Genomic DNA, 18,866 nt, shown 5'->3' with positions numbered 1-18,866 from the left:
CCAATCTAATTGACTATTCAATAGTCAAAATGAGCGCAAGTAGAACTAAAAAAGACTGTTTTTCTCACCAGCATCGGGCAACCGGACCGCTTGGAGCCCCACCCGGGCCATTGGTGATGCCTTTGGCGCCGAGGTTATTGATGGTCAGCGATTGGCACCGCGTGTCATCGGTTCCCTGAGCATTCCTTGGCGTGGCCTGCAAGGTGTAGGCGGAGGCGGTTTGTGCCGTAATGGACAGGGTATACCAGCCGTCAGGGGACACGTTGGTGGCGCGCACGTCGGTCGCGGCACCCGTGCCGATGGTGGCTGTCTGGTAGGTATTGCGTTCGGAATAAAAACGCTCCATGCGGCTGGCTAAATCAAGAAGCGCGGATTGCCCATCGCTGCGTCTCGCACGGGTAATGTATTCAAGGTAACTAGGATAAGCGATGGTAGTCAATATGGCGATAACCACCACAGCGATCATCAATTCGATTAATGTAAATCCCTTATTCATCGGTAGATCCTGAAAGTCAATGTGAATCGCTTTTGCTTATAGTATAACCCTTTAAGGCTCAAATAGCAGGATTGTTACTGAAAAGTTGCGAGGGTAAACGGGTTTCGCTTTCATCATCGCTTAAAACCTGCTTTTTACTGGGGGGAGAATGGCGGTATAACGGGTGTTTTCCCGGCACCGGCAGGGTAGCCCCCTGTTGTTTATTCAGCATCATTTTCATCAGGCAATCGTCTTCCTGGTGAGGCAGGCGTTCAAAACGAAGGGGTTCTTCAAGAAAATAGCTTTCAGCCTGGTAAGGCGCCTCGTGGTTTTCCGGACGGAACGCCCAATGATGCAAGTGATGGCGTACGGTTTGCAGTAATTCAAGGCAGGACAATCGAATTTCACTTGCCTCGGTGGATAACAGGTTACTGGAACTCAGTGTCAGCCAGGCGGCTCCCTGAAATAACAAGCCAATGGAATTATCCCAGAGTAATCCTGCCTTGACTAACGCCTGGCCTGAAACGTAAGCGGTAAATCGGCTGACCGGGTTGATGATTATCAGGGCCGCCCGGGCAAAAAATGAAAGGCTGTCGATTAAAGGCAATACCAGCAGGTTTTTAAGTACCTGCACTGGCGGCCACAGGAGCAGCATGATGGCGTTACCCAGGACATTAAGCACCTTGTTGTCATGGTACATGCCAAAAGGGCTGCTGAAACCATAAAGGGGGGAGAGGCGAAACCCGCGCAGGTACGCCTGTTCGGAGGGTCTTTCTGCGAAATCGAGCAAGACTTGTCCCAGTATTTGCCAATTGCCGAGATACGCCAGGGTTTTGCTGACCAGCTTTGTCAAGCCACTGAAAGGCACATGAATGAACAGGGCGCTGATTTCAAGAAAGGGAATGGTCACAACCGCAAGCACCAAATCCAGCAGCGCCGCCACGGTCCGTTTAACGACAGTTAAAGCCACCCGACCGCTTTTTTTCAAACCCGGCAGGAATCCTTCACGGTAACCGTAATGAGACGCCTCAACAAAGGGAGCAATTATGATTTTTGCAAAAGACAGTCCCGTCTTGAGCAGCCATTTCAGACTGCCTAACAGCCAGTCATCCCCCGGGTACATCACGGTATCATAGATGGCCGCCCCGCCTTTAGCCCCTATTGCTGCATAATTGGGGTAAGGAAATGCCCCCATTTCCTCCTGAAGGGAGGGGATTAGCTTGCTTAGGCCAAACCCGAGTCCCAGCGCCAGGGCGACAATAATGGCGACTTCGGCGGGCTCCTCATGCAGCACGCTGACGGCTTTGATGAAAAACTGATCCAGATCGCCGCCCACGATGATTCCCTGCCAGTAGGTGACCGCCGCTGAAATGGCTTCTGAAGTGGGACCGTGGCTCATCCAGTGCCCTAAAGCCTGGGTGGGTTCGATGCCACGGATAAGCCCGTGCAAATGCAGTTTGGTTAATACTGCCGTTAAGGCTTTGGGTGCCAGCACCGCACAGCCGCCATAAAGGTAAGCGGCCATCGCCAGCGTGCCCACAAGGGGATTGCGCTCGCTGGTATCGACAAAAAAGCCGGCAATGTGACGAAGAACATGAAACGAACGGTGCACCGGATTATCGTAAGCCGGAGGAGAAGGGCGGTGCTGCTCACGCACGACCACATAGGGGCTGTTGGCTATTTTCTCGCGGACAAACTCTTCAAGGGTTTGTCCGGTGGCCAGCAGGCCATGCCCATTCAGGATGTCCTGAAGGGAGTTGAGCAGGGGGTGAAGCGTTTTGGTTTCCTCTGCAGGCATCGGGTTATCCAGGACGACATGGCCTTCGTGCACGTGCTGGTGGAATTCGTGTTGCAAGGTTTGGGTGAACGTTTTAAGGCTATTAAAAAAATAGCTGAAGAATAAGGGAATTTTTGAAAAAAAGGCCCGGGTGTGGAGCTTGAATTTTTCAGGGAGGTACAAATGTTGTTTGCTTAATTGACTTAAAGTGAACAGATCTTCGCCATGAGGCAGAGGATAGACGAGGCCGTCTTCCTCAAAATAATTCAAGTGAAGCCAATCGTCATTGACGCGGATGAGGATACGCGATTGATTGTCAAGCAATACCCAGCTGCCGTTGGGGCAGGGTGTCAATAAGCGCTGCGCTTCGTCAAGCGATGGCGCCGTTTTGCCGGGTTCATGGACACCGGTCAGGCAATGAACCAGGGCGGCGACATTCTCATAGCCCCGTTGAGGGATGCCTCCAAGGCTGTAGTACGGTTTAATTTTTAGCACCGACAGCCCATTGCTGCGATTGTCGGTGTCGATGGTATGGGGCAGCTTTTTGCGGCTGGCCAAGTGGTTAATCCAGTGATGGCCATCATTCCAGAGCTTATAAAAAAAAGTTTCAAGGCGTTTGAAACGGTTAGCCGGGACCTGCGTCAGGCTCGTGGCGGGCAATAGACCATAAAGATTGCCGATCATGCTCAAGGTATCATGGAGGGCCTGTTCATTATGGCCGATGTGAATGTCACTGTCCCAGATGAATGTCGTGGCTTTGCCCTGGCGTCTGGATTTGACTTCGCTAAAATCCAGTTGATCCAGGCGTGACACGGCGAAAACACGATTTAATTCAAAATGCTGCGCTTCCTGACGTGCCTCATACAGGATGGTTTCCAACGAGCCCTCCGAAAGCACAGGATTGGCGGTTAACAGGCGATTTTCCGAGCGGCACGCTTCGATTAAGGTGATGACCTGATGACGAAGCGCTTCATAAGCCGCCCAATCCCCGGCAGGAATAGCCCGCTCGGCGGGCAGTAGACGGCTTAGTCGCTGAATGGTTTTTTTAGCCAGATTGAATTTGGCCAGTTGTGCGGCCGTGCGCGGTTTGCTGTAGCTTTCAGAACGGATGCAATAACGGTGGATGCTGGCGATGGCATTGGCAACCAGCGAAGCTTGCCGGGTGCCTGGCAATTGTTTTAGCTTTTGCGCATCCCCGGTTAACAACAGAATCTGGACGGTTTTCTGATTGTGATTGGCGAGCAGCCTTAACATGTCGCCGCCGGGCAGGCGATAATCCATGCTGTAGTACCCGTACAGCATGGTCCCGGCTTCAGGGCTAATGATTGAACCAGTAATGCTTGGGATTTCCTGATGGGCAGCGGGTTTGATTTGCAGGGGAATCACTTCCCTGGGAATACCGTCAACAATCCTGTAGCGTGCCATAGTTACTTGTTATCCAACATCCTCGTCCTTTCACCATATCCCTTTCATCAGGGAGTGGCAAGGTATTTAATATTGGAAATTACCAGCGCAGGCTGTTAAAATGTGCGAAAAATAAACAGGAAGGATTGATGACAAGTTATTGTGGTTACATTGCCCTGGTAGGACGTCCCAATGTGGGTAAATCCACCTTGCTGAACCGTATCCTACAGCAAAAATTAAGCATTACTTCACGCAAGCCCCAGACGACTCGCCACAGCATTTTAGGCATTCAGACCGAAGGGGATTATCAATACGTTTATGTGGATACGCCCGGTATTCATCAAGGGGCTAAAAAAGCCATGAACCGACTGATGAACAAAACCGCCCACAGTGTGCTGCGCGACGTGGATGTGGCGGTGATGGTGGTGGATGGCACGCACTGGAAAGACGAGGATGAACACGTATTGACTCTTATCAGGCAAGCCAACGTACCCTGTATTCTGGCGGTAAACAAGGTCGATAAAATAGCCGACAAGGATCAGTTGCTGCCCTGGATGGAACAAATCAGCCAGCACTATGCCTTTGCCTCCATTATTCCACTGTCGGCTAAAACCGGGGTTCAGGTTGAACAATTACAGCAGGCCCTGAAAGCTTTTTTACCGGAAGGTCCTCATTTGTTTGACGATGACCAGTTCACAGACCGGCCGATTAAATTTTTGTGCGCAGAGCTCCTGCGCGAGAAAATATTCCGCCTTTGCGGCCAGGAGTTGCCTTATTCCACCACCGTGGACATTGAATCCTACAAAGACGAAGGCAATGTGGTTCGTATTCATGCCCTCATTCTGGTGGAGAAAGACAATCACAAGCGCATTATTATTGGCGAAAAAGGGCAGAAATTGAAAGAAATCGCGACCGCCGCCCGCCTGGACATGGAAAAATTATTAGGCAAAAAGGTCTTTCTGCAATGCTGGTGCAAGGTAAAATCCGGCTGGGCAGACGATGAACGGATTTTGAAACAGTTAGGTTATGACCACTAATCAACACGAAGCCTGGCTTTTGCATAAGCGCCCTGCGGGCGATACCAGTGTTCATTTAAGCTTTTTCACACCGGAACAGGGCCTGCTCCATGGTCTTTACCGCGGCGGGCGGACAGGTAAAAAGCAAGCGTTACTGCAAGCCTTTACCCCATTGTGGGTTGCGGTGGATAGCCGTCAGGACTGGCACTACATCAACCGCCTGGAAACCCTGGCGCCGTCGCTTAAACTGAGCGGCCTATCCCTGTTTGCAGGCCTTTATGTCAATGAATTGCTTTACTACACGCTCAATGCCGGAGAACGTTATACGTCTCTGTTCGAGTCTTATCAATACACCTTGCAGGGACTCGCCATCGTAAACAATAAACTCGCCATCGAAGCGTTGCTGCGGCGCTTCGAAATGCAGTTGCTTGACGTGTGCGGTTACTCGCTGCCATTGACCTGTGATGTCGATGGCTTACCGGTTGATCCCCGCGCGAAGTATGGTTTTGCGGTTGGCAGGGGACTTGTGAAAAGCAGTCCGGGTTTTTCTGGCGAGAGTGTACTGGGATTGGCCCACAATCAGTTTGACGATTTACAGGTCTTAAAAACAGCCAAATTCATTCTGCGTCAAGCGATTGACCACCTGCTGGGGGGGCGGGAGTTGAAATCCCGTTCGCTGTTTCCAGGCATGGCTAAAATCAAGTCGAGTCCGTTGTCCGGTCGTGCAGCGGCTGCCGGCGAAGTCAAGGAATAAAATAATCGTTGTCTGTCAAGGTTTCAGTTTTTTTGCACGGTACTCGTCATACCCTCTGGCCTCCGTCAGACTCCCGTCTTCAGCAGGAAGCGTGATGGCTAATCTGTTTTTGCGAATGGCCGTACTGTCGGACAGAATGCTCAGGAATGGACTTTCGGGATCTGCCGTCTTAAGGCTGTTTACCCATGCCTTGTAGTGTTTCCATGACTCTGCTTCCACGCTGTAACACCCTGCTGAAAAAAAAGCAGCCGCTTTGTTTGCCGTGCGGTAGCGGCGATGATGGGATATTGTAGCGGCTTGATAAATCAGATTCTTTATCGTGTCATTACCCAAGTCACCCTCTTTCAGAGCTTCCTGAATCTCATTAATGAGGGAACGATACAACGTGACTTTGTCGTCTTTCCCCTTGGTAAAACGCGAGGGAGTCTCCAGACGCTGGATTTGGTTTTCCAGGAAGCATCCCAACGAATGGAGTAGCTTGACTTGTTGTGCATCGTCTTCGGGTGTGCATGCGGCTAAAAACGAGACGTTGATGTTGCGAAACCCTGTTTTTTTCAATTCCTGGGAAAGCAGAAGCCGTTTGACTTCGGTCGCGTTTAAATCAGGCCTGGTCAGCAGGGCCTGATAAGCAGGCTGCTTGCCATTGGTTTGCATGTAATCGGCTTGATGACTTATTAATAATTCAACAACCCCGGGTGAGCGGGCATAAAACAGCGGGGATGATTGACTGGTTTTTGTTTTGAGATTAAGGTCAGCGTGTCGTGCAATTAAAAACTCGAGTAAGGGAGCATTATCCCATTGCGTTGCACAATGAACCGCTGTCCAGCCGGATTTTGTGCCCTGTAAATTGATGTCCGCCCCTTCGGCAATGAGGGCTTTAATGAGGGCAGGATTGGCATGGTCTCTTTTTTCAAGCTCCCTGTTTAACAGCTTATCAGCCGTAAAAATGTTTCTGGTCAACAGACTCTGCAGGGGGGTTATCCCTGCAGAGTCTTTCTGGAGTAAATTGGCACCTTGCTGGATAAGAAAAAGAGCGGTTTCTGCGTCACGGACATAAAAAAGAGGGGAACGTCCTCCCTTGGGAAGGGCTCTTAAATTCAGATCAGCCTTTTTTTTGACCAGAAGGTCAAGTAAATCGTTATCGCCCCGCTCGGCTGCGTAATGGACAGCAGACCGTCCGGATTTTCCCTGCGTATTTGCATCGGCGCCAGCCTCAATCAGTGCCTTGATGACTCGGCTGTCAGCTCTCGTTTCCTTATCCAGTTCATTTTTAAGGAGTTCTTCCGCTGTAACAATGCGTTTTTCCAAAAGTTCTTTTAGAGGGGTCGTGGTGGAGTTTGCGTCTTCCTGAAGAAGATTCGCGTCGTTCGTTACAAGCTGCAGAACCATTTCACGGGTTTGTGCGTAAAAGAGTGGCGAGCGACCGCGCTTGCTTGATTTAAGATTAAAATCGGCCTTTTTTTCAATTAACAATTCAAGCAGCGCGTTGTCATTTTTATCGGCGGCTAAATGAGCAGCAGTCCAGCCGGTGAAGTTACCCTGCGCATTGACATCAGCACCTGCCACAATCAGTTTTTTTATTAAATCAAGATTGGCGCCATTTATTTTATCAATTTCACGTATCAATAAGTCATTCGCTGAAATGATTTTTTCATGCTCACGCAAGGGGGTAACTCGTTGCGGCGAGGCATCTTCCTGAGAAGGATCGGCCCCACCGTCCACCAGGAGTTCAATCATGACACGATTTTGAGCATAGAAAAGGGGAGAGCGCTGCCTGGTTGAGGATTTTAAATTAAAGTTGGCATTTTTTTCCTTAAGAAACAGGATGAGAAGACGATCATCCTTTCGGGCTGCAACGTGCGCGGCAGTCCAGCCTTTAACCCCCTGTGCATTCACATCCGCCCCTTGCTCAATCAAGCGTCGGATGACTTTGCAATCGGCTTCTTCAAGCAAATCGAGTTGGGCTTTTAATTGTTGAGTCTTCTCTGAGACTGGATCTTTCGGTACTTCCATACCCAGTTCAGGCTTCGGGGCCGGCGCCAATCTCCTCTTGACGGGGGGCTTTAAATGCGCGCGTTCGAGAGTACGGTCTATCACCTCTTTCGTGTAGGCCTGGCAGGCTTTGGAATACCCTGTGTAATCGCTCAGGTTGTATTGGACATTCCACATGGAATCAATTAGATACAACGTATTATTTTGTTTGCACACTACCCAGGTGTGGGCGACGGGTTCTTTTTTTCTGGGATGAGTCCAACTGTCCCGGCAGTGATAAATACCCGCATTGGCGATGGACTGATTTTTAATGTATTGCCCTAATAAAAAAGCGGTAAACAGCGCATGATGCCGGCATACGCCTTTTCGCTGCTCAATGATTTCTTCCAGCGTATAGAGGGGTAATTCTCTTTTACCTACTCTCAAGGTATTCCGGGCCTTGGCATCCGGCTCAAAATCGGTGTTATCGATTTTATTATTGGAGAAACGTCTGGCTTGTCTAAATACATCTTCCAGGGGTACATTGTTTCCCAGGCGGGCCAGGTCTTTTTCAAACTCCTGATACAGTTCCTGCATCCGGTCACTGTCTGGATCAAGGAGAATGATTTCCCGGGTATGACCCACGGAGGCGACGCGTGCGGGGGCCTCGGCTGCAAAATTTATACTACCGGTACAAAACCGGTATTTTTTGCTTTTGTATTCGATGATGTCGGAATCCTCACCGTGCTCATGCTGGTGCATTTGCGTACGCAACCCGGGATCAAATCCGATGTCAGGATTGCCCTCGAGTTTTTGTTGTGGTTTGGAATTTATCAATTTTGTAATGTCATCGATGCAATCCTCCTTAATTCGCTCGAGGTAAGTTCGGTATTTTGCGAACTTCAGAAAGGCTGGCAATAAAGTTGCCTTGTCGGTTATTGTGTAACGAAACTCAACCCCGGTGGGTTTGAACTCCATTTTAAATCCCTTGGGATCAAAGAACCGGCCAAAGACCCGTTGAAGATGGGCGATGACATCGGCTTTTATTTCATCCATTTTGATGTCGGGGGTATGGTCGGGAGCTGAAACGATAAAATGGCACTGTTTATTAATGTGATCGACGCTAATTTGCGAAATACGGTGCGGCCTTCCGGTGTCTATCGTGTGCTTTGGCATAGAAAAAACCATTTGTTTAAAATCATATTCAGTATAATCAATTAATCTTAAGCGAGGCTTAAAAACCTGTACGAAACAGTGGAGCTTTTTTTTTCTTTCAATTCTGGCATGCAAATCGCATATACTCTGGATGAGATTGCGTTTTGGCGTCATAATTTGCAGCAGTTTGTTTTTGACTGAAACGGTGATCCATGACTAAAGAAATACTGCTCGGCGTTAACATTGACCACATTGCTACCTTAAGGCAGGCTCGAGGAACACGTTATCCCGACCCGGTGCAGGCGGCAATGGATGCCGAAGAAGCCGGCGCCGATGGCATTACGCTGCACATGCGTGAAGATTTGCGCCATATTCAGGCGCGCGATGTGCGCCTCATTAAACAGGTGCTGCAGACCCGCATGAACCTTGAATTGGCCGTCACGGACGCCATGCTTGATTTTGCCGAAGAAATTTTACCCGAACACAGCTGTCTGGTTCCTGAAAAACGGGAAGAATTAACCACCGAAGGCGGATTGGATGTCGTCACCCATTTCGACACCGTCAGCCGTGCAGTGAAGCGTCTTAAGAACATGGGAAGCGAGGTGTCGCTTTTTATTGACGCAGACATACGCCAGATTGACGCAGCGGTGGCCGTGGGGGCGCCCGTGATTGAAATCCATACCGGCTGCTATGCCGATGCGGTCACTGAGGAAGCCCGTCAACAGGAGTTACAACGCATTAAGGACGCCGCAACCTATGCCGCGGGTCGTGGTTTAATCGTGAATGCCGGGCATGGTCTTCATTATCACAATATTCAGGCCATTGCGGCGATACAGGAGTTCCATGAATTAAACATTGGCCATGCCATCATTGCCCGTGCCTTGTCCTGTGGTTTAAAGGAGGCGGTGAGACACATGCGCCAGCTCATGCTGGAAGCAAGACATTATGGCAAAAAATGACGCAATTGTAATTCGATTGACCGGTGACTCCGGTGACGGGGTTCAATTATTGGGCGAACAGCTCACCATCACCGCGGCCTTAACGGGGCGGGATGTACGCACCATGCCGGATTTCCCGGCTGAAATCCGCGCCCCGGCCGGCACGGTGGCCGGTGTCTCCGGCTTTCAACTGGCGATGGCGGAACAGGCCATTTTTACGGCAGGGGAAAGTCTCGATGTGCTGGTGGCGCTTAATCCGGCGGCCTTGAAAAATTCCCTGCAGTATTTAAATCATGGCGGTCTCTTGATTCTCAATGAAGACAGTTTCACTGAAAAAGACTGGCAAAAGGCAGGCATAAGCAGTGATTTCCTCACGCCGGTGAGCGATCAGTACCAGGTTGTCAGCCTGCCCCTGATTACTCAGACACTGGAAGCGGTTGCCGGCCTGGATATTAATCACGCCCAGGCAAAAAAAGCGAAAAATTTTTACATCCTGGGTCTGGTGCTCTGGTTATTTGATCTCCCCACGGCCAATTGCTTAAGTTTCATTCACAGGAAATTTAAACACAATGCGGTGATTGCGAAGGCCAATGAATTGACCTTGCTGGCAGGGTATAACTATGCCATGACCCTCGAGTTGTCGCGCCAGCATTTTATGCTGGGGCACATCGAGCGTTCTCAAGGCGATTACCGGCAGATCACCGGCGTTGAAGCCGTTGGGCTTGCGTTAGCGACGCTGGCGGTACAAACGCAAACGCCTGTACTGGTATCCGGTTATCCCATTACACCCGCCTCGGCAATTTTGCATGAATGCGCAAGGCTAGGCGAGTATGGTGTGCAACTGTTGCAGGCTGAGGATGAGATAGCCGCGATTTGCGCCTGCCTGGGGGCCGCATACGGCGGCTGTCTGGCGCTGACCTGCACCTCGGGTCCAGGACTTGATTTGAAAAGCGAGAGTTTAGGCCTTGCGGTCATGACGGAACTGCCTCTCGTCTTAATTGATGTGCAGCGCGCTGGCGCCTCCACGGGTTTGCCGACGAAAACTGGTCAGAGTGATCTGCGTCAGGCCTTTTATGGTCGGCATGGTGAGGCGCCCCTGCCCGTCATTGCCGCTCAGTCTCCGGCGGATTGTTTTAATACCATCATTGAAGCGTTTCATTTAGCCATTCGTTACATGACCCCGGTCATTGTGCTGATGGACGCCTATTTAGCCAATGCGGCAGAACCCTGGAAAATTCCGGCGGTGGAAGCGCTGGCTATGCCTGCTGTCGCCTTCAACCGCTCAACCCAAGCCTATGCCCGGGATGAATACCTTGCGCGCAGCTGGAATAAGCCGGGTACGCCGGGATTCATTCATCAGATTGGCGGCCTTGAAAAACAGGGCGACGAGGGCAAGGTCAGCTATGACGCGGACAATCACCAGAAAATGATCGCCTTGCGTGCCAACAAAATAGCGGGCATTGCGAAAGAGTATCCGGCCCTTGTGCTGGAAGGAGCCAGCGATGCTGACGTTCTGCTGGTGGGGTGGGGTAGCACTTACGGCAGTTTGAAAGCAGCCGTTGAACGTTGCAATGAAGAAGGGAGGAAACTGGCCTTTCTGCATTTGCGTCATTTAAATCCCTTGCCTGACAATTTAGGTCCCCTGCTCAAACGCTTTAAAAAAGTGCTGGTCGCAGAACTTAATTCCGGCCAGCTTTGCCAGATTTTACGGGCCGATTATTTGGTGGACGCCAAAGCCGTTACCCAGTGCAATGGCCAGCCTTTTGCGGTAAGTACCCTGATTAACGCGGTTAACGTGGAATGCGAACATGAACAACACCTACAAGCGTGACGATTTTGCCAATGCAACCGAAGTTCGCTGGTGCCCCGGATGCGGTGATTACGCGATTTTAGCCGCACTGCAACGTGTTTTGCCAGAACTCGGACTGCCGCCGGAGCAACACGTTTTTATCTCCGGTATCGGATGCGCCGGCCGACTGCCGTATTACATGAATGCTTATGGCTTCCACACGATTCATGGGCGGGCCACAGCGGTTGCCACCGGGTTAAAAGCCATGCGGGAAGATTTGACTGTCTGGGTGATCACTGGTGACGGGGATGCCTTAAGCATCGGCGGCAATCATTTGATTCATTGTTTGCGGCGCAATGTCAATGTCAATATCCTGTTGTTTAATAATCAGGTCTATGGTTTGACCAAAGGGCAGTTTTCACCCACCTCGCAGAAGGGGCAGATCACGAAAACCTCTCCCCAGGGGGTGAGCAATGAGCCCATCAATCCGTTGATGCTGGCGCTTGCCGCCGGTGCCGGTTTTGTGGCGAGGGCTGTGGATAAAGATCCCAATCACCTGGCATCGGTATTAAAAAAAGCCTACGAACACCCCGGTTGTTCTTTCGTGGAAATTTATCAGGATTGCAACATTTTCAATAATGGCGCCTTTGATGCCTTTGCCTTAAAAGCCAATCGTGCTGATAAAACGCTGCAGCTGGAAGAAGGGCAACCCTTGCTTTTTGGTTTAGCCAAAGACAAGGCACTGACTCTGCAGGGGGATGACTTGCACCTTGCTGCCAGGGATGAAACGCCCCCGGCCATTCACGATCCCGCTAATTTAATGGCGGCCATGCGCTTAGCCCGTCTGCACTTTCCCGAGTATCCTGTTCCCTTGGGCGTTTATTACCAGCAACAGAAAGCCTGCTTCAACCTGAGCAAACCCATCAGTAAAACCACAGAGGATTTACATGACCTCTTCAGGGCTAAAGCCAGTTGGCAGCAGCGTTGAGTTACTCTGTTGGCAGCAGGTTGCTTAATTTTTGTTTTGCTTTGTGCAATCCAGTTAGAATTGGTTCAGAAATAGTTGCAGGGAATGTGGCCGGAAGTTGTTTAGAAACAACCTCGATCACTTTATCCGTTTTTTCCAACATGTCATCAAGTAATTGCTCAGCTCTTTCTACAGAGTAATTCACAGCGTGTGCAGTCTCTAAAAAATGCCTGCTTTGCATGGTATGCCAATGGTAATGATTATTTTTTCCTTTAAGGGCCATCGCCATTTTTATTTTTTGTTTTTGCAGTTGTTTTTTAGTAATGAGTGGATAAGCCGACATGATGTCATAAAGCGGGGTTAGGCGATATTTCCCTTCGGGTTCAATATGCAGGCTGAAGTTTTTAGCATGCCCATCGATACCGGCGATTAACCAAAAGAAAATCTGGGCTCGAAAAAACATATCACGATCGTCGAGTGCATGACTGGAACCCAGCAGTAGATCCATGATGTCTTTTATGCCTGGACCTCCATCTGACTGATATTTAAGATTATTTGAAATACCTAATGCCTGGCACATATCCTCTTGCGGTAATCTCATAATCCAGCGTTTATCGCTGGATAAACGTCGATCAAAGCGCGTTACCGATAGCACTTTGACATCCTCAAAATATAAAATGTCACAATCCGCTACGGGCAAACCGTAGGCTTTGGCAAGCTGAGCGCAAAGCCACTCATTTTCACAACTGTCCCTTAAATCCATTTGCTGATGAGCAATAAAGCCAATGGGTAATTTAAAAATATGGGTCGTGGGTGTTTCTTGAAGTGGCTCACACCATTGGTGATTGTAGAATAAAAAAGCAGCTTTTTCCTGCGCACCTGCGATGGAAATACGAAAGCTCTCATCTTCTCGACTCATACCTAAGGGATTTATCTGATAGTTGCGTAGGATAGATGCGATTTTACTTTCGCTTAAGGGGTTGTATTTAATTGTTTTTTCAAACAACGGTACGGGCCCTGACACCAACTGGATAGCGCCTACGCAATCTCTCCCGATGCTGGCCAGTAAGTCAAAGGGTTGATTGGTTGCTATTTGAAAGCGGGCCTGAATTCTTGTACGGAGTTGTTGGTTATCCGGAAGTAGGTTGTCAAAAAAATTATAAACAACATCACCTCTGTAGGCCTGCTCTGTAAGAGGTAGAGAAAGAGACAGGGGGCGTGCACCGGGGTAGTTTAACCAGGTGGGACTATAGCTGAATTTCAATGCGCCCTGATTTGTTTTTTCAAGCTCTCCAATCAGGAGACCATTCATCAGCACATGCAGCGCCAGGTTTTTTTTTACCATTCGTTATCCCATTGCATTTTTGTTTCGTCCGCGGCATTTTTAGGCGTCAGCTGCATGTCCATTTCCAGTGCTGCCAATACCCTTTGCAATGTACGGATGCTCGCATTCTCGGGGTTATTTTCCAGGGCGGAGATTGTTTTTTGTTTAAGACCGACTCGTTCGCCCATCTCTTTTTGCGTTAGTTGAAGTTTTTTGCGTCGCTCCCTAAGCAGGATGGCCAGTTCATTGGTGTTCATAGGATGATTGTACTTGAAAGGGATACTATTAATATATACCCAATAGGGTATAAAATCAATATATACCCTGAAAGGTATAAAGATGGTATATATCCTTAAGGGTATATTTATTGATTTATCCTTTATAGTGATAAAAGAGAAAAAAATCCCGGAAGCATCCCGGGATTCAGGTGAGGAGACGGTTGTTAATCGCGGTCGCCAGAGAAGGCACCCAGTAACTGGAGCAGACTGACGAACAGGTTGTAGATGGATACGAACAGGCTGACGGTGGCTGAGATGTAATTGGTTTCGCCCCCGTGAATGATTTCACTGGTTTGGAACAGGATTAATCCTGAAGCCAGCAGCATGAACACGGCAGAAACGGTTAACTGCAGTGCAGGCATGTTAAAGAAAATGCCGGCAATCATAGCCAATACGGCGACCATTGTACCAATAAAAAGAAACCCGGCTAAGAAGCTGAAGTCTTTTCGGGTGGTCAAGGCATAACCGGACAAGGCAAAGAAAATCATACCGGTACCGCCTAAAGCCGTGGTAATGATTTGATGGCCGTTGGAAAAATTGGCAATGTAGAAATTAAGAATCGGGCCCAGGGTGTATCCGAGAAACCCGGTAAAGGCAAAAACCGCCAGAATGCCAAAAGGACTGTTGCGTAAGGCCTGGGTTAAGAACATCAGCCCATAGACACCAATCAGCATGACAAAAATGTTAAGCGGCGGTGCCTGAAAGGCAAAAGAAAGGTAAGCTGTAAAACAGCTGAACAAAAAGGTCATCCCCAGCAGGAGATAGGTGTTGCGTAATACTTTATTGGTTGCAAGTACCGACTCGCTGCGTTGACTGATAACAGTCATGTTGTCTCTATTCATGTATTACTCCACATTAGTTACATTTATTTTAGCATAGATATGGCCGTCCTGCATGATTTCAAGTCTATAGGGATGTCTTTACCCTGGCAAGATGCCGATGCCTCATTTTCACATCCCTAACAATCGCAATCTGTTATAAAATAAGTGTAAAATGCTATTTTATTTCGGGGTACTCTTATGTCCAAAGTGGCTGTTGTGCAAATGCGGTCTTCGGCCTCGGTTCAGGATAACCTGCAACAGGTCGAGAAACAGCTCGCCAAAGCCCGCGATGACGAGGTGGACTTGCTGGTTTTACCGGAAAATTTTGCGTTTATGGGCATGAAGGAAACCGATAAACTGGCGATAGCTGAACAGTATGGCGAGGGAGAGATTCAGCTGGCAGTCAGCGCGCTGGCTAAAAAATACGGCGTCTGGGTGGTTGCCGGCACCATTCCCATCAAAGGCCTGCACCACCGGGTGCGTGCGGCGTCGCTGGTTTTTGACGATCATGGCCTCTGCGCTGCCCGTTACGACAAAATTCATCTTTTTGATGTCAGGGTCTCCTCGCAGGAAGCCCACGAGGAATCCAATACCGTGGAGCGGGGCGATGAAGTGGTTGTGGTGGATACCCCGGCGGGTCGCCTTGGTCTTAGCGTTTGCTATGATTTGCGCTTCCCTGAGCTTTATCAGCAATTATCGATGCGCGGCGCGGAACTGTTCACGGTCCCTTCAGCGTTTACCGCGATTACGGGTGCCGCGCATTGGGAAGTGCTGCTGCGTGCCCGTGCTATCGAAAATCTATGTTATGTACTCGCCCCCAATCAGGGCGGCGTTCATGAAAATGGCCGCCACACCCATGGTCACAGCATGATTGTTGAGCCTTGGGGTAAAATTGTGGCTGAACAAAAAGAAAATCCCGGCATGGTGACGGCAGAGATTGATTTGCAGCGTTTAAAACAATTGCGGCTGCAATTTCCCTGCAACACCCACCATGTCCTTCTCGGTATTAATTAAAGGTGCAATCATGACTCAGGCATTGTCCATTGCAAAAGAGTTACTCCTAAAGCCCGCTTCCCTGGATGAATCGGCAATTGATAAACTGATTCGCTCAATGGCTGGCCGTCATGTGGACGATGCGGATTTGTATTTTCAAAGCAGCAGCTACGAATCCTGGTACCTTGAGGACTCCGAAGTTAAAAGCGGCAGCTATTCCATCGATAGGGGCGTGGGCATTCGTGCAGTAAGCGGTGAAAAAACCGGTTATGCCTATTGCGATGACATTCTTTTGCCTGCCATGGAAAGAGCAGCGGATGCTGCGCGCTCCATAGCCTTTTCCGCCAATAAAACCTTTGAACCTGTGCCGATTCTGGGCTCGCCCATCGCCCGCTATGCCGGCATTAATCCGATTGACGGCATGACTAAACAGGAAAAAATCGCGCTGCTTGAAGCCATCGATAAAGAAGCCCGTCGGCTTGATCCTCGCGTCATTCAGGTCAACGCCTCATTAAGCGGCTGCTATGAAGTGGTCATGGTGGCGGGCATGCAGGGTAATCTGCAGGCCGATATCCGCCCCTTAGTCAGTATTAATGTCAGTGTCATTGTCGAAGATAAAAACGGCCGTCGCGAATCCGCCCGCTGCGGCGGCGGAGGACGGTTTGGTTATTCCTATTTTCTGGAAAAGGAGAACGCCCTTTATTATGCGCGGGAAGCGGTGCGAGAGGCATTAATTAATCTCGAGGCGGAAGACGCGCCTGCTGGAACCATGCCGGTTGTGCTTGGCCCGGGGTGGCCCGGCGTGTTGCTGCACGAAGCCGTAGGCCATGGACTGGAAGGCGATTTTAACCGCAAAGGGCTTTCTGCTTTTTCTGGGCGGATGGGAGAACAGGTGGCGGCGAAAGGCGTTACGGTTGTTGATGACGGCACCCTGCCTGATCGCCGTGGTTCCCTGAGCATGGACGATGAAGGCACGCCTACGCAATGCACGACCTTGATTGACGATGGACGGCTGGTTAATTACATGCAGGACAAGCTGAATGCCAAGTTAATGGGCATGAAACCCACCGGCAATTGCCGGCGGGAATCCTACGCCCATTTGCCGATGCCCCGCATGACCAATACCTACATGCTGGCTGGCCAGCATGATCCTGCAGAAATCATTGCTTCCGTGGAACGCGGCCTTTACGCCGTTAATTTTGGCGGCGGCCAGGTGGACATTACTTCAGGGCAATTTGTGTTTTCCGCTAGCGAAGCCTACCTGATTGAAAACGGCAGGGTCACCCGCCCGGTGAAAGGGGCAACCCTCATTGGTAACGGCCCGGATGCCATGAAAAAAATCAGTATGATCGGCAATGACCTGGCCCTGGATCGCGGCGTGGGGGTTTGCGGCAAGGATGGTCAATCGGTACCGGTTGGTGTTGGACAACCGACATTAAAAATTGATGCCTTAACCATTGGCGGTACCCGTTAACCTGGTCTTATTATTGCTTGATAACTGACTATACTTAACCAGTAAGCGATTGACAGGAGTGATCATGTCCGCGCAATTATCAGGCAAAACCCTTAATCAATGGCTGCTGCACAACGAACAGCAGTTTGCTGAGCGCATTTATCTGCGTCAGCCCCGCCACGGCCAATGGCATGAGTACAATTGGGCTGAGGTCGTGACACAGGCGCGGAAGGTCGCCCGTTTCCTCCTTGAGAGTGGGCTTAACAAAGGCGATCGGGTGTCGATTTTTTCTAAAAATTGCGCCGAGTGGTTTATTACCGATTTTGGTATCAGCTTAGCCGGTCTGGTGAATGTGCCTCTGTTTGCCAATCAACATCAGGAAAGCATCAACTACATTTTGCAGCATGCCGAGGTTAAGCTGGTTTTTCTGGGCAAACTGGATGATCATCAGCGGGTTTGCCATTACATTCCACCGGATCGCCATACGGTCAGTTTTGATTACCACCCTGATATGAAAACTCAGACCTCCTGGGCTGAGGTTTTAACGCATGCCCCCTTAAGCGAGCTTCCAGCAATCGAGGCGGACGATTTATTTACCATCATTTACACTTCCGGAACATCCGGTGTTCCCAAGGGGGCTGTGTACACGCACGGTACTATTGCCAATTACCTGGCCTTGTACCCGCAGGACATCAAACGCATCCGTCAACTCAATCATTATCGCTTGATTTCCTACCTGCCTTTAGCCCACGTTTACGAACGCACAGCCATTCAATTAGGCAGTGTGACGATTCCGGCTGATGTGTCCTTTGTTGAAAGCCTTGAAAAATTTGCGGACAATTTAAGGGAGGTGCAACCCACCTTTTTTACTGCGGTGCCGCGAATCTGGGGCGTATTCCAACAGAAAATTGAACAGAAGGTGCCGCCGCGCAAATTAAACCTTCTGTTGAAAATTCCGCTGATTTCGACGCTGATCAAACGCAAAATCAGGCATAGCCTGGGTTTGGGGCAGTGTGTGAATTGCTTTTCCGGTGCTTCGCATTTGCCGGTTTCCATTCTGACTTTCTTTGACAGGCTGGGTCTAATGATTCAGGAAGGCTATGGTCAGACTGAAAATTTAGCCTATGCTACCTTTACCATGCTCAATCAACGCCGCTTGGGGTACGTGGGTACGCCGCGCTTGCAGGTCGAGGTGAAGGAAGGTGAAAATCAGGAGTTGCTGATTCGCTCGCCCTGTTTAATGAAAGAATATTACAAGGAACCTGAAGCAACCAGGCAGGCATTTACTGCGGAGGGTTGGCTGCGTACGGGTGATATTGCTGAGCTGGATGAGCATCAGAATGTGAAAATCGTAGGCCGATTGTCTGAGAATTTTAAAAACCAGAAAGGCGAGTTCATTGTACCTGCCCCCATTGAAAAACAATTTGCCACGAACTCGCTGATTGAGCAGCTGTGCATTGTCGGGCGTGAGTTGCCCAATAATGTCCTCATCATCACGCTTAATGAATTAGGGCGCAGCAAGGATAAAGACGAATTAAAACACCTGTTACAGAATAATCTGCACGAGGTGAATCGAAGATTGGCAAATTACGAAAAAATAAGTCATATTATTGTTTCCCGGGACACCTGGTCGCCGGAAAACGGGATATTAACCCCCACACTGAAAGTGAAGCGGCGTGTGGTGGAGTCAAACTACCTGGATCTTATCAAGGGCGCTATCTCTGAACCGCACACCATTGTCTGGCAATAAC

At 49.7% G+C, this 18,866-nt stretch carries 14 protein-coding genes; 8 read left to right on the top strand and 6 right to left on the bottom strand.

The features are described from left to right. Positions 1 to 64 precede the first annotated feature (64 nt). Both GH742_RS10515 and GH742_RS10510 read right to left on the bottom strand, forming a co-directional pair. Positions 65 to 496: a type IV pilin protein gene (locus GH742_RS10515; RefSeq protein WP_203454922.1), complete on the bottom strand. Its 432-nt coding sequence runs from the start codon at positions 494 to 496 to the stop codon at positions 65 to 67. Between the two features lie 58 nt (positions 497 to 554). Further along, on the bottom strand, positions 555 to 3,677 hold the full coding sequence (locus tag GH742_RS10510) for a hypothetical protein (protein ID WP_203454921.1): 3,123 nt from the start codon (positions 3,675 to 3,677) through the stop codon (positions 555 to 557). 128 nt (positions 3,678 to 3,805) lie between these two features. Here GH742_RS10510 and era point away from each other — a divergent pair, with 128 nt between their 5' ends. Together era and recO are read left to right on the top strand one after the other, a co-directional pair. After that, complete coding sequence (era, locus tag GH742_RS10505) at positions 3,806 to 4,693, top strand: GTPase Era (RefSeq protein WP_203454920.1); 888 nt, start codon at positions 3,806 to 3,808, stop codon at positions 4,691 to 4,693. Further along, a complete protein-coding gene (recO, locus tag GH742_RS10500) occupies positions 4,683 to 5,426 on the top strand; it encodes a DNA repair protein RecO (RefSeq protein WP_203454919.1) in 744 nt (247 codons plus the stop codon). The genes era and recO overlap by 11 nt, the downstream gene beginning before the upstream one ends. Before the next feature lie 15 nt (positions 5,427 to 5,441). On the opposite strand, the gene GH742_RS10495 is transcribed toward recO, so the two are convergent. After that, positions 5,442 to 8,573 carry an ankyrin repeat domain-containing protein gene (locus GH742_RS10495; protein WP_203454918.1) on the bottom strand — a complete coding sequence of 1,044 codons (3,132 nt, stop codon included), beginning with the start codon at positions 8,571 to 8,573 and terminating at the stop codon, positions 5,442 to 5,444. A gap of 191 nt (positions 8,574 to 8,764) precedes the next feature. On the opposite strand from GH742_RS10495, the gene pdxJ reads away from it, so the two are divergent. The 3 genes from pdxJ to GH742_RS10480 are packed head-to-tail and all read left to right on the top strand — an operon-like array spanning position 8,765 to position 12,267. After that, on the top strand, positions 8,765 to 9,511 hold the full coding sequence (gene pdxJ, locus GH742_RS10490; protein WP_203454917.1) for a pyridoxine 5'-phosphate synthase: 747 nt from the start codon (positions 8,765 to 8,767) through the stop codon (positions 9,509 to 9,511). Beyond that, positions 9,498 to 11,321, top strand: a complete 1,824-nt coding sequence (locus tag GH742_RS10485; RefSeq protein ID WP_203454916.1) for a 2-oxoacid:acceptor oxidoreductase subunit alpha — start codon at positions 9,498 to 9,500, stop codon at positions 11,319 to 11,321. Before pdxJ ends, GH742_RS10485 begins: the two co-directional genes overlap by 14 nt. After that, positions 11,299 to 12,267, top strand: coding sequence for a 2-oxoacid:ferredoxin oxidoreductase subunit beta (locus tag GH742_RS10480; protein ID WP_203454915.1), 969 nt, complete (start codon positions 11,299 to 11,301; stop codon positions 12,265 to 12,267). Before GH742_RS10485 ends, GH742_RS10480 begins: the two co-directional genes overlap by 23 nt. 1 nt (position 12,268) lies before the next feature. Here the strand turns inward: GH742_RS10480 and GH742_RS10475 are convergent, their stop codons facing one another. From GH742_RS10475 to GH742_RS10465, 3 genes are all read right to left on the bottom strand, one after another. Beyond that, positions 12,269 to 13,591, bottom strand: coding sequence for a type II toxin-antitoxin system HipA family toxin (locus GH742_RS10475; RefSeq protein ID WP_203454914.1), 1,323 nt, complete (start codon positions 13,589 to 13,591; stop codon positions 12,269 to 12,271). Beyond that, positions 13,585 to 13,827, bottom strand: a complete 243-nt coding sequence (locus tag GH742_RS10470) for a helix-turn-helix domain-containing protein (RefSeq protein ID WP_203454913.1) — start codon at positions 13,825 to 13,827, stop codon at positions 13,585 to 13,587. The genes GH742_RS10475 and GH742_RS10470 overlap by 7 nt, the downstream gene beginning before the upstream one ends. A gap of 185 nt (positions 13,828 to 14,012) precedes the next feature. After that, positions 14,013 to 14,690, bottom strand: coding sequence for a Bax inhibitor-1/YccA family protein (locus GH742_RS10465; protein ID WP_203454912.1), 678 nt, complete (start codon positions 14,688 to 14,690; stop codon positions 14,013 to 14,015). A gap of 177 nt (positions 14,691 to 14,867) precedes the next feature. Here GH742_RS10465 and GH742_RS10460 point away from each other — a divergent pair, with 177 nt between their 5' ends. The 3 genes from GH742_RS10460 to GH742_RS10450 all read left to right on the top strand — a co-directional run bounded on the left by GH742_RS10460 (position 14,868) and on the right by GH742_RS10450 (position 18,865). After that, entirely contained in the window at positions 14,868 to 15,683 is an 816-nt protein-coding gene (locus tag GH742_RS10460) for a carbon-nitrogen hydrolase family protein (protein WP_203454911.1), read from the top strand. 10 nt (positions 15,684 to 15,693) lie between these two features. Continuing rightward, positions 15,694 to 17,136, top strand: coding sequence for a metalloprotease TldD (gene tldD, locus GH742_RS10455; protein WP_203454910.1), 1,443 nt, complete (start codon positions 15,694 to 15,696; stop codon positions 17,134 to 17,136). A 64-nt stretch (positions 17,137 to 17,200) separates the two neighbouring features. Next, positions 17,201 to 18,865 (top strand): AMP-binding protein, encoded by a 1,665-nt coding sequence (locus GH742_RS10450; RefSeq protein ID WP_203454909.1) that lies wholly within the window; start codon positions 17,201 to 17,203, stop codon positions 18,863 to 18,865. Position 18,866 lies beyond the last annotated feature (1 nt).

This window comes from Legionella sp. MW5194 (assembly GCF_016864235.1).
Lineage (GTDB): Bacteria > Pseudomonadota > Gammaproteobacteria > Legionellales > Legionellaceae > Legionella_C.
Note: the sequence above shows the minus strand (reverse complement) of the source record. Positions and strands in the feature narration are given on the sequence as shown.